12 protein-coding genes are annotated in these 11,656 nt (G+C 63.4%); 5 read left to right on the top strand and 7 right to left on the bottom strand.

The window, feature by feature from the left end:
- Positions 1–125 precede the first annotated feature (125 nt).
- The 4 genes from dut to ubiE form a co-directional block, all read right to left on the bottom strand.
- Positions 126–584 (bottom strand): dUTP diphosphatase, encoded by a 459-nt coding sequence (gene dut / locus AC1Q67_RS10360; protein WP_492234194.1) that lies wholly within the window; start codon positions 582–584, stop codon positions 126–128.
- Complete coding sequence (gene coaBC, locus AC1Q67_RS10355) at positions 581–2,002, bottom strand: bifunctional phosphopantothenoylcysteine decarboxylase/phosphopantothenate--cysteine ligase CoaBC (protein WP_492234195.1); 1,422 nt, start codon at positions 2,000–2,002, stop codon at positions 581–583. Before coaBC ends, dut begins: the two co-directional genes overlap by 4 nt.
- A gap of 76 nt (positions 2,003–2,078) precedes the next feature.
- Positions 2,079–3,647, bottom strand: coding sequence for a 2-polyprenylphenol 6-hydroxylase (gene ubiB / locus AC1Q67_RS10350; RefSeq protein WP_492234196.1), 1,569 nt, complete (start codon positions 3,645–3,647; stop codon positions 2,079–2,081).
- Positions 3,644–4,405 (bottom strand): bifunctional demethylmenaquinone methyltransferase/2-methoxy-6-polyprenyl-1,4-benzoquinol methylase UbiE, encoded by a 762-nt coding sequence (gene ubiE, locus AC1Q67_RS10345; protein ID WP_492234197.1) that lies wholly within the window; start codon positions 4,403–4,405, stop codon positions 3,644–3,646. Before ubiE ends, ubiB begins: the two co-directional genes overlap by 4 nt.
- Positions 4,406–4,543: 138 nt before the next feature.
- Here ubiE and AC1Q67_RS10340 point away from each other — a divergent pair, with 138 nt between their 5' ends.
- Both AC1Q67_RS10340 and mutM read left to right on the top strand, forming a co-directional pair.
- Positions 4,544–4,924 (top strand): glyoxalase superfamily protein, encoded by a 381-nt coding sequence (locus tag AC1Q67_RS10340; protein ID WP_492234198.1) that lies wholly within the window; start codon positions 4,544–4,546, stop codon positions 4,922–4,924.
- A 9-nt stretch (positions 4,925–4,933) separates the two neighbouring features.
- Positions 4,934–5,815, top strand: coding sequence for a bifunctional DNA-formamidopyrimidine glycosylase/DNA-(apurinic or apyrimidinic site) lyase (gene mutM / locus AC1Q67_RS10335; RefSeq protein ID WP_492234199.1), 882 nt, complete (start codon positions 4,934–4,936; stop codon positions 5,813–5,815).
- A 161-nt stretch (positions 5,816–5,976) separates the two neighbouring features.
- Here the strand turns inward: mutM and AC1Q67_RS10330 are convergent, their stop codons facing one another.
- Positions 5,977–7,362 (bottom strand): peptidoglycan-binding domain-containing protein, encoded by a 1,386-nt coding sequence (locus tag AC1Q67_RS10330; RefSeq protein ID WP_492234200.1) that lies wholly within the window; start codon positions 7,360–7,362, stop codon positions 5,977–5,979.
- Positions 7,363–7,537: 175 nt separating this feature from the next.
- On the opposite strand from AC1Q67_RS10330, the gene AC1Q67_RS10325 reads away from it, so the two are divergent.
- On the top strand, positions 7,538–8,338 hold the full coding sequence (locus tag AC1Q67_RS10325) for a HesA/MoeB/ThiF family protein (protein WP_492234201.1): 801 nt from the start codon (positions 7,538–7,540) through the stop codon (positions 8,336–8,338).
- 105 nt (positions 8,339–8,443) lie between these two features.
- Here AC1Q67_RS10325 and AC1Q67_RS10320 read toward each other — a convergent pair whose 3' ends face one another.
- On the bottom strand, positions 8,444–9,448 hold the full coding sequence (locus AC1Q67_RS10320) for a 2-hydroxyacid dehydrogenase (RefSeq protein WP_024575650.1): 1,005 nt from the start codon (positions 9,446–9,448) through the stop codon (positions 8,444–8,446).
- 330 nt (positions 9,449–9,778) lie between these two features.
- On the opposite strand from AC1Q67_RS10320, the gene AC1Q67_RS10315 reads away from it, so the two are divergent.
- Positions 9,779–10,312 carry an SH3 domain-containing protein gene (locus AC1Q67_RS10315; protein ID WP_024575651.1) on the top strand — a complete coding sequence of 178 codons (534 nt, stop codon included), beginning with the start codon at positions 9,779–9,781 and terminating at the stop codon, positions 10,310–10,312.
- Positions 10,313–10,375: 63 nt separating this feature from the next.
- Here AC1Q67_RS10315 and irrA read toward each other — a convergent pair whose 3' ends face one another.
- Positions 10,376–10,858 (bottom strand): iron response transcriptional regulator IrrA, encoded by a 483-nt coding sequence (gene irrA, locus AC1Q67_RS10310; protein WP_024575652.1) that lies wholly within the window; start codon positions 10,856–10,858, stop codon positions 10,376–10,378.
- Between the two features lie 233 nt (positions 10,859–11,091).
- Between irrA and fabA the strand changes: the two genes are divergently transcribed.
- Positions 11,092–11,622: a 3-hydroxyacyl-[acyl-carrier-protein] dehydratase FabA gene (gene fabA, locus AC1Q67_RS10305; RefSeq protein ID WP_024575653.1), complete on the top strand. Its 531-nt coding sequence runs from the start codon at positions 11,092–11,094 to the stop codon at positions 11,620–11,622.
- Positions 11,623–11,656: the final 34 nt, after the last annotated feature.

The raw sequence follows: 11,656 nt of genomic DNA, 5'->3' as shown, positions 1-11,656 counted from the left end.
CGAACGACAATATCCTCAAGAGGAGTCGCCGGGTAAGAGTCCAGACCGTGAACGTGAATCGCGCTGCAAAATAATGGCTAGTTCAGCGATTGTGCGGTGCGATTCGCCTCTAACAAGGGATCGATTTACCGTCCGGTGGAACCAAACCCGCCGCTGCCCCGATCGGTGGACGACAGCGATGCGACAACCACCAGATTTGCCTGTGTCACCGCGGCGATGACAAGCTGGGCGACGCGTTCTCCGCGCCGGATCGTGAATGGCGCGTCGCCATGATTGATCAAAAGCACTGAAACTTCGCCGCGATAGTCGGCGTCGACGGTTCCCGGCGAATTGAGGACGGTCACGCCATGCTTGAAGGCGAGGCCGGAGCGGGGCCGCACCTGCGCCTCATGGCCCGGCGGAACCGCGATCATGAGTCCCGTCGGCACCAGAGCGCGCTGTCCCGGCTGCATTGTCAGCGGGGTGTCTTCAGGAACCGCCGCGAGCAGGTCGAGGCCGGCGGCATGCGCGCTCTGATAGGCCGGCAATGCGAGGCCCTCGGCATGAGGCAGGCGTTGAACCTCGACAGTGATGGCAGATGTCATTTGGATGATTGTCCAAGAGTGTCGGCGATTTTTGCCACAAGGGCGTCGGCGACTTCCTCTTTCGTCATCACCGGCCAGGAATCAACAGCAACATTCGCTTTGTCCAAGGTCAGAACGTGGACGGTGTTGCGGTCCCCGCCCATCACGCCGGAGGCGGGCGACACATCGTTGGCGACGATCCAGTCGCACCCCTTGCGCTTCAGCTTAGAGGTCGCGTTCTCGATCAGGTTTTGCGTCTCGGCCGCGAAGCCGATCACGAGGCTTGGCCGGTTTTGCTTGAGCTTCGAGATGGTTGCCAGAATGTCCGGATTTTCGACCAGTTGCAGCGGCGGCATGCCCGCCGAGGTCTTCTTGATCTTCTGCGCGCCGGCGTTGGCAACACGCCAGTCGGCCACGGCGGCGGCGAAAATCGCGATATCCGCCGGCAGCGCACGCTCCACTTCCGCCAGCATATCGCGCGCGGTTTCCACGCGAATGACGCGCACGCCGGCGGGATCGTCGAGATCGACCGGGCCCGAAATGAGTGTCACCTCCGCGCCGGCCTCGGCGGCGGATGCGGCAATGGCAAAGCCCTGCTTGCCGGAGGAGCGGTTGGCGATATAGCGCACCGGATCGATCGGCTCGTGGGTCGGGCCTGCGGTGATGAGAATCTTTTTCCCCGCGAGCGGTCCCGTGGCCGGCGGGCGCAGCATCGCATCTGCCGCGATGGCAATTTCGGTCGGCTCGGACATGCGGCCGACGCCGGCCTCATTAGCCTCGGCCATCTCGCCGGAATTCGGGCCGATGAAGGCGACGCCGTCGCGCGCAAGCTGCGCCACGTTGCGTTTGGTCGCGGCGTTGGCCCACATCAGCGGGTTCATCGCGGGCGCGACCAGAACCTGCCGGTTGGTCGCCAGCAGGATCGCGGTGGCGAGATCGTCGGCCTGGCCCTGGGCCATCTTGGCCATCAGGTCGGCAGTGGCGGGTGCGACGATAATCAGATCGGTATCGCGGGCGAGACGAATATGCCCGGCATCGAATTCGCTCTGGGCATCGAACAAATCTGTGTAGCAGCGCTCGTCCGCCAGCGCGCCGGCAGTCAGCGGAGTGACAAACTGCTGCGCGGCGCGGGTCATCACGCAGCGGACATGGATGCCGCGTTCCTTGAGGCGGCGGATCAGGTCGAGCGCTTTGTAGGCGGCAATGCCGCCGCCGATGATGAGGGTAACGCGAGGAAGGCCTTTGACCTCCGGCGCCCGGCTGCGATGGGGCTGTTGGGTGCTGTGTACAGGACTTACGGCGGCCGCGACCGTGCCTTCTGTCGCCTCCCGCAAGATCATCCGCACCTCGTCCTCGACCGAGCGCCCGGCCTTTGCCGCGCGCAGCCGGAGGCTGGCCTTGAGGTCTTCATCGAGCTTGCGGACAGTCAGACTGGCCATGGCGGGTGTCCCTTGAGGCTGGGTGATCCTACCAAATGCTATCAATGCAATCAAATCATGACTGCAATGCAATCATTTAGCGAATGGACCAGAGTATCCCGATAAAGGTCAGGGCAATCACCCACAGGGCCGCCGTCTGCCAGCGGTTGCGTTTGGCTTCGGCCTTGCCGATAGCGGCGACCGTTTCGGGGGACAGCACGAGCCCGTCACGGGTCATCTGGTCGAACTGGTTCAGGACGGCGATCGACCGCGCGGCAATCGCCGGCAGCCCGGCCAGCACCTTGCCGAGATCGCCGGCGCCGTGCACCGCGCCTTCGATCTGGCCGATCGGTCCGAGATTGCGCGCGATCCATTCGCGCACCACGGGATCGGCGGTGGTCCAGATGTCGAGCTTGGGGTCGAAGCCCCGTGCGACGCCTTCCACCACCACCATGGTCTTCTGCAGCATGATCAGTTCGGGGCGCGTGCGCATATCGAACAGGCCGGTGACCTCGAGCAGCAGCGACAGCAGCTTTGCCATCGAGATTTCGTCAGCGGCGCGGTTGTGGATCGGCTCGCCGATGGCGCGGATGGCCTGCGCGAAATTCTCCACCGAATGATGCGCAGGCACATAGCCCGCCTCAAAATGCACCTCGGCGACACGGCGATAGTCGCGCGTGATGAAGCCGAGCAGAATTTCCGCAAGGAAGCGGCGCTCCTTCAGGCCGAGCCGTCCCATGATGCCGAAATCGACCGCGACCAGCCGTCCGGTGTCGTCGACGAACAGGTTGCCCGGATGCATGTCGGCGTGGAAGAAACCATCGCGCAGCGCGTGGCGCAGGAAATTCTGGATCACCTTGCGGCCGAGATCGGGAAGATCGATCTGCGCGGCTTCGAGCCTGGCACGATCGTTCAGCGCGATGCCGTCGATCCATTCCATCGTCAACACGTGATGGCTGGTGCGGTCCCAGTCCACCGAGGGCACGCGGAAATCAGGATCGTCGCGGGTGTTCTCCGCCATCTCGGAAAGCGCGGCGGCTTCCAGCCGCAGATCCATTTCCATCGCCACGGAGCGCGACAGCGTATCGACGATCTCGATCGGGCGCAGCCGCCGTGCTTCCGCCGATACGGCCTCCATGTTCCGCGCCGCGAACATGAAATCGCTGAGGTCGTGGCGGAAACGGCCGCCGACATTGGGCCGCAGCACCTTCACCGCGACCGTCTTGCGGACGCCGTCCTTCTCCACCTCGGCGCGATGCACCTGCGCGATGGACGCTGCGGCGACCGATTCACCGAAGCTCGCAAACACCTGTGCCACAGGTTTCTCGAAGGCATCGGCAACCACGGCCTCGGCCTGCGCTTGCGGAAACGGCGGCAGACGATCCTGCAGATTCTCAAGATCGCGCGCCATCGTGACGCCGACGACGTCGGGACGAGTGGCGAGAAACTGGCCGAGCTTGACGTAAGTCGGACCGAGCCGTGTCAGTGCGCGGGACAGCCGCCCGCTGGTGGCAGCGCCGCGGCGCTCGATCAAGCGCGCCATGCGGACCGCGAACTGCGCCTGCGGCGGCATGGTGGATGGATCAGCGAAGCCGAACACACCTTCGCGCGCGAACACATAACCCGCGCGGGCCAGCCTCAGGGTATGAGTGATGGCAGAAATCACAAACGCCAGCCTGAATGGAGCGCGACGATGCCGCCGGACATGATGTCGTATTTGACGCGGGAAAAACCTGCGGCGCGGATCATGTCGGCGAAGGTGTTCGGTTTCGGAAACTGTCGGATCGATTCGACCAGATAGCGATAGGATTCAGCGTCGCCGGTGACAGCGCGGCCGAGCTGCGGGATCACGTTGAACGAAAACAGGTCGTAGATCCGGTCGAGGCCGGGCACATCGACCGACGAGAATTCCAGACACAGGAATCGCGAGCCGGGCTTGAGCACGCGATACGCTTCGCCCAGCGCCGTCGGAATGCGCGGCACATTCCGGATGCCGAATGCGATGGTGTACGCATCAAAGCTCCTGTCGGGAAACGCGAGCGCTTCAGCATTGCCTTCGACAAACGAGACCTGATGATCGAGATGCTGGGCCGCCGCGCGCTCGCGGCCGACGGCAAGCATCTCGCCGTTGATGTCGCAGACGGTGGCCTGAAATCCATGACCCGCAGCCTTGGCGGCGCGGAAGGAAATGTCACCGGTGCCGCCGGCGACATCGAGCAGCGCGAACGGCGCATCGGAGCGCGGCGGGTTGAGCGCGGTAATCATCGCCTCTTTCCAGAGCCGGTGCATGCCGCCTGACATCAGGTCGTTCATCAGGTCATAGCGTTTCGCCACGCTGTGAAACACCTCGTTCACCAGCGTCTGCTTCTCGCCAAGCTCCACATCCCGGAAGCCGAAATGCGTCGTTCCGTCAGGCCGTTCCATACTCTTCCAATCCAGGCGGCTTTTCGCGGCGGGACCATAGCCTGCCGCGCGGCAGTAAGCTACATACCATGCGCATGCACGCGCGGACCGAAAGCCGCTGACTCAGGGTTAACACGCAGGCCGTCGAGGAAGGTGCCGATGCCGATCGAGTTCAACCGCGTCATTCCGTCCTTAAGGATATTCGACGTCCGCAAGGCGCGCGAATTCTATCTCGACTATCTCAGCTTTCAGGTCGATTTCGAGCATCGCTTCGAGCCGGACCTGCCGTTGTTCATGGCCATCTCGCGCGGCGCGATCCAGCTCTATCTGACCGAACATCATGGCGGCGGTTCGCCGGGAGTTCATATCACCATCGAGACGGTAGGCCTTGCCGACTATCACGCCGAACTGGCCGCCAAAGGCTACAACTACATGCGCCCGGGCCTCGAGAAGCAGCCTTGGGGCGCTACCACCATGACGGTGTACGATCCGTTCTCCAATCACATCATCTTCAGCGAAGAAGACAAGGCCTTGGCATGAGAGCAGCCGATGCCTGAATTACCCGAGGTTGAAACCGTCCGGCGCGGCTTGCAGCCGGTGATGGAGGGGCAGCGGATCGCGCGTGTCGAGACGCGCCGTGATGGCCTGCGCTTTCCGTTCCAGAAGGATTTTGCTGCGCGCCTCGAAGGTAAGGTGGTCAGCGGCCTCGGCCGGCGTGCGAAATACCTGATGGCCGACATGGACAGCGGCGACGTGCTGCTGATGCATCTCGGCATGTCGGGGTCGTTTCGCGTGATGCTTCCCGAAGGCGAGAGCACGCCGGGCGACTTTCACTATCCGCGCAGCGAGAACCGGACGCACGATCATGTGGTGTTTCACATGGCGTCAGGTGCGACGATCTCGTTCAACGATCCGCGCCGCTTCGGCTACATGAAAATCGTGCCGCGCACGGACATGGAGGCCGAGCCGCTGCTGCGCGGTCTTGGGCCCGAACCGCTCGGCAACGAATTCGACGCGGCCATGCTGGCGCGGTCCTGCGCCGGCAAGAAGACGTCACTGAAAGCTGCGCTGCTGGATCAGCGCGTGGTCGCCGGACTTGGCAACATCTATGTCTGCGAGGCGCTGTTTCGTTCGCACCTGTCACCGAAGCGGCAGGCTTCTACCTTGGCGGATCGCAGGGGCGGCCCCACCGATCATGCCAGGCGTCTTGTGAATTCAATCCACACGGTGCTGAACGCGGCCATCAAGGCAGGCGGTTCGTCGCTGCGCGATCACCGCCAGACCGACGGCGAACTTGGCTATTTCCAGCATTCGTTTCTGGTCTACGACCGCGAGGGCGAACCCTGCAAGACTCCGAAATGCAAGGGCACGGTGAAGCGGTTCACGCAGAACGGACGCTCGACGTTCTGGTGTCCAACCTGTCAGAAGTGATGCCGCCGCGACCATGAATCGATTTCGGAATCGCCGCGCGGACGAAATGTCAAAACGGTGACGAACTTCGGCGCATAAGGCGAGGCTGTGACGCAGTCGCGCATGGCCCGGTTTGAGCCGAGACCCAGTGATGTATTGCAATCGCAGGGTCGGTAACCGGATTACTTCCGCACACACACCAGCCGCAGCACCGAGGCCTTGGCATCGGATGCGCCTGATGCAATGGCGACGCCTTTCGCCTTCAGAAACTCGCGCACCGAATCGGCGGAGACCAGCAGCGCCTGCGACGGCAGCGGCGTGCCCGCTGGTCCGGCCACGGCTGCGGGCTTGAGCCGCGCGATGCCGGCGAACTTGCCGCCACTGTCGATGGCCGCCGCGCCAGAGAAACCAACGGCGGGCTCGGGCGACAGCGTCACGTCGGGGCCCATGGGCGCGGCAACGGCGGCGGCGCTGGTCACGGCATTGCGTCCGCCCTGGTTTTGCGGATCGGAGATGCCGGTAAGGCTGACGTTGGGGTTCGTTGCGCCATTGCCTGCCATCGCCAGCGGTTTCAAACCGGTCGCTCCGTAGATGCGCAGCAGCGCCAGTTCGCGCGCCTCGTCGTCGGCGATGCGGGTGGCGTTGCCGTAACCCGGCACCGCGATGGTCATGCAGCCGTCGGTCGCCTGACGATCGGCAACGATGGCGCCATCCGCGCTGGCGATGATGCCGGTGGAGTATTCGACCTTCTTGCGTGGCGGCGGACTGATCTGCGCGATGGCGTTGCCGGGGAACGGATTGTAGGCGCTCGACATCGCCACCGTGACCGGGATCATGGTGCCTTCGGTCGCCTGATCGTAGAGGATGGTGAGAACGCGGACTTCATCGCCCCGCGTCTGGCCGCGGATATAGAACTTCTTCAGGCCCTGCGATCCGGACAAGACAAAAAAATCCGGCTTCACCACGCTGTAGTCCGCCTTGCGTGCGTTCAGCTTCTTCTCGCTGGCGGCAACCGTCGCGGTGGTCGCGCCGGCTTCCTTGCGGCGTGCGTATTCGATCTGGATGGTGCCGGTGGCGGACGACCATTTGGTGCCGCTCACGTCGCTGACGATCAGCGGCACCAGCTTCGACGGCAGGCCGATGCGCGCGCCGCTGGTCGCATCGCTGACGATCTTCCAGCCGACATTGTCCTGCAATTTTTTCGCGGCGGCGCTGAGTGCACTGCGCTCCTGTGCGTTCAGCACACCGGTTTCCTTGGCGCCGTGATCCTTCTGGAAGGCCTTGATGGCGGCGACCATCCGGTCGCTGGCCTCGCCGTTGATGACGCCGTTGTAGAGGCTGACCCAGGCCAGATCCGACTGGATCGCGAGGCGCTCGGCTTGCTCCATGGCCTTGGCGGTATCGACCGGGGTCTGTACCGCCGGGCGGATCGGCACCGTCGTCACCGGCTTCGGCTTGATCTGCGTAGGCGCCTGCTTGGCCTGCGGCTGCTGTTTGGCCGGGGCCTGCGCGACGGCGGAGCCGGGCAGGGCCGCCAATATCGCGGCAATGACGAGCGGCAATTTCATGATTGGTCTCGCAACTGGTAATAAGCCCCCTCAAGCATAGAGCATGATCCCGAAAAGTGGACACCGGTTTTCGGATCATGCTCCAGTATAATGATCTTTGTCCGCGACAGCGCCGCCGCGGTTCGATCTGTCTGGCTAAAATATCTGGGAAGCAGCGGCTGACGTGGATACCGGAATGCTGACATCTGAAGAACTGGAACGCTACGCGCGTCACATCGTGTTGCGTGAGGTCGGCGGTCCCGGCCAGGCCGCGCTGAAAGCCGCCCGGGTGCTGGTGATCGGTGCGGGCGGGCTCGGAGCCCCGGCGCTGATGTATCTGGCCGCGGCGGGCATCGGCACCCTCGGGGTGGTCGATGATGATGCGGTGTCGCTGTCCAATCTGCAGCGGCAGATCATTCATGCGACGCCGGATGTGGGACGTCCGAAGGTCGAGAGCGCGGCGGACAGGATTCGCGCGCTCAATCCGCACGTCGCGCTGCGCACCCATGCAGTGCGCCTCAATGCGGCCAATGCTCTCGACATTCTCGGTGACTACGATGTGGTGGTCGACGGCTCCGACAATTTTTCCACGCGCTATCTGGTGTCGGATGCATGTTATCTGGCGAAGAAGACGCTGGTCGCCGGCGCGCTCGGTGTGTTCGATGCCTCGCTGACCACCATCCGCGCGCATGGAACGGATGCGAACGGCAATCTCAATCCAACCTATCGCTGCCTGTTTCCGGAAGCGCCGCCGCCCGGCACCACGCCGACCTGCGAGGAAGCCGGCGTGCTTGGCGCGCTGGCCGGTGTGCTCGGGTCGATGATGGCGCTGGAGGCGATCCGCGAGATCGTCGGTTTCGGCGAGAGTCTCGTCGGGCGCCTGGTGATGATCGATGCGCGCGCGATGCGGTTCGAGACGCTGCGTTATGCGCGCGATCCGTCAAACCCGCTCAATGGCGATAAGCCGACCATCGTGGATTTGAGCGGGCATAAGTAGCTTCTGCGTTTCAGACACGAGGTCCGCGTTTCAAGCACCATGTCGTCCCCGCCTTCGCGGGACGACGAGAGATAAAACCCGATCGGTCGCAAACCGGACGGGTAACTACGCCACCCCCGGCAGCACGCGGTCCGGCGGCTTGTGGCCGTCGAGGAAGGTGCGGATGTTGATCATCACCTTCTCGCCCATCTCGACGCGGCCCTCGAGGGTGGCCGAGCCCATATGCGGCAGCAGCACGACCTTGCCCGCCTTGGCCAGACGCACGAGTTTCGGATTCACCGCCGGCTCGTTCTCGAACACATCGAGCGCGGCACCCGCGATCTCGCCGTCCTCGATCAGCTTGGTCAGCGTCGCCTCGTCGATCACCTCGCCGCGCGCGGTGTTGATGACGTAGGCATCCTTGCGGATCAGTTTGAGCCGCCGCGCCGACAACAGGTGGAACGTCGCCGGCGTGTGCGGGCAGTTCACCGAGATGAAATCCATGCGCGCCAGCATCTGATCGAGGCTGTCCCAGTAGGTCGCGCCCAATTCTTCCTCGATCTGCGGCGCCACCGGGCGGCGATTGTGATAGTGAATCTGCAGCCCGAAGGCGTGGGCGCGGCGCGCCAGCGCCTGACCGATGCGGCCCATGCCGATGATGCCGAGCCGTTTGCCGCCGATGCGGTGGCCGAGCATCCAGGTCGGCGACCAGCCCGGCCAGTCCTTGCCTTCGGTCAGGACCGATGCGCCCTCGATCAGACGGCGCGGCACGGCGAGCAGCAGCGCCATGGTCATGTCGGCGGTGTCTTCGGTCAGAACCTTCGGCGTGTTGGTCACCATGATGCCGCGCGCAATCGCCGCAGCCACATCGATGTTGTCGACGCCATTGCCGAAGTTCGCAATCAGCTTGAGGCGAATGTCCGGCTGGCTGAGAAGCTCGGCGGTGATCTCGTCGGACACCGTCGGCACCAGGATATCGGCGGTGCGGATGGCTTCGGCGAGTTGCTCCGTCGTCATCGGGGTATCGTCGAGATTGAGACGGGTGTCGAAAAGCTCGCGCATGCGCGTTTCGGTGCTGTCAGGCAGCTTGCGCGTGACCACCACCAGAGGCTTTTTCTTACCCGCAACCATTCTTCCAGAGGCCCTTCGATATTGAGCGGAGTCACCGTTTCCGGACAGTTTGGTCCGGCCGTTCAGTTCACATTAACCGGCCTGTTCGAAGGTAGAAATTCGTTGTCGGTCCGGTGAGCTTTTCGCAGCTTTTCAGGCGCTTGGCCCGTGGTCCCTCTCTAGCAGAAGACCGCGCCAAGACAAGAACCCCAGGGGGCGCGTGGCGGGTCTTCAAGGCTCCCCGCAGACCCTTCAGAGGTTCCTGAAAGTGCGTTCGCGGTGCTCGGGGATGCCGCTGGCGCGACGGACGGCGGGGACGCGGCATTGGGGGCCGCACGAAGGAACGTTGCTATGGGATTTGCTCGGAATTTTGCGTTGCTTGCGGGGATTTGTGCGCTCTGGCTCGCGTCGTCCGCGACCGGTTTCGCGGCGAAGGACAAGGATGCCGTGGCGACCGCCAGCGGTCTGCCGGTGCCGCGCTATGTCAGCCTCAAGTCAGACCACGTCAATGTCCGTGCCGGACCGACCAAGGACCAGGATGTGACCTGGATCTACACGCGCTCCGGCCTGCCGGTGGAGATCACCGCCGAGTTCGAGAACTGGCGGCGCGTCCGCGATTCGGAAGGCGCGGAAGGCTGGGTCTATCACTCGCTGCTGTCGGGCAAGCGCACCGCAGTCGTCACCATGAAGAAGAAGGACGATCTGGCGCCGATCTATGACAGCGCGGATGCCAGCAGCGCCGTCGCGGCGAAGCTTCAGGCCGGCGTGGTCGTGACCGTCAAGCGCTGCAACAACGGCTGGTGCCGCGTTGCCGGCAGCGGTTTCGACGGCTGGATCGAACAGCAGCGGCTGTGGGGCGTCTATGCCGACGAGAAGGTGAACTGACGTCCAAAAGCAGATCGCCGGGCGGGGCCCGGCGATTTTGTATTCAAGACAATGAAGAGCGGCTCAGCGCTTCTTGCGCAGGCGCACGACCATGTCGATACGGCTGATCTCGTAGCCTTCCGGCACGTCCGGCATCTTCTGCAGCACGAGGTTCGGGTCGGGAATATCGACCAGCTCGTGGTTGCCTTCCATGTAGAAGTGATGATGCGCGCTGGTGTTGGTGTCGAAATAGGTCTTGGTGCCGTCGACACTGACCTGACGCAGCAGACCGGCTTCGGTGAGCTGGTTGAGCGTGTTGTAGACGGTGGCCAGCGACACCGGCACCTTGGCGTGGGTCGCTTCCTCGTAGAGCATTTCGGCGGTCAGGTGGCGCCCGCCCTTGCCGAACAGCAGCCAGCCCAGCGCCATGCGCTGACGGGTCGGACGCAGCCCGACCGATTGCAACATTTCGTTGACGTCATGCCACGGACATCCGGTGAGCGCCGGCGCATGCCCATGGTGGGCGCGCTCGTCGTGCTTGGTCTCGTTGGTTACAACGTCATCCATCAGAACACTCGTACGCATTGGAGCAGCCGGTGACCGCCCGCTGAAAAGGCTTGTTGCCCTTAGTTATAGGAAAGGATGCAGTTACATGCAAGTTTTTCGCAACTGGCGGAGGGCGTTTTAGGTTAAAAACGGCCTCGAATCGGGCTGTTCCAGCCACTTTGACCCTCGGTGGGCCTATGTTAGAGGTCCCGCGGAGTTGCCGCAGAACCGGCATGTCAAAATAAGGGATCCAGATGAAAGACCGCCGGAACAGCTACGCCTATGAAGAGCTCCTGGCCTGTGGCCGGGGCGAGCTGTTCGGAGCGGGCAATGCCCAGCTCCCGCTGCCGCCGATGCTGATGTTCGACCGGATCACGGAGATCACCGATACCGGCGGTGAGTACGGCAAGGGTCTCGTTCGCGCCGAACTCGATGTGAAATCAGACCTGTGGTTCTTCGGATGCCATTTCAAGGGAGACCCGGTGATGCCGGGCTGCCTCGGGCTCGATGCACTGTGGCAAATGGTCGGCTTTTTTCTCGGCTGGTCCGGCGGGCCGGGGCGAGGCCGCGCGCTGGGACTGAGCGAACTCAAGTTCACCGGTCAGGTTCTGCCGGGCGTCACCAAGGTCGTGTACACTATCGATGTGAAACGCGTGATGCGCTCCAAGCTCTGGCTGGGCATTGCCGACGGCACGCTGTCGGCCGATGGCGAGATCATCTATCGCGCCAAGGATTTGAAAGTTGGCCTGCTGCCGCGTGATGCCGCATTGCAGCCGGGAACATAATGCAGGATCGATAGGCTCACGCAAATTGAGCTTC

The organism is Afipia sp. GW823-FHT06G09, from assembly GCF_058794875.1.
This window is presented reverse-complemented; position numbering and strand designations above follow the sequence as displayed.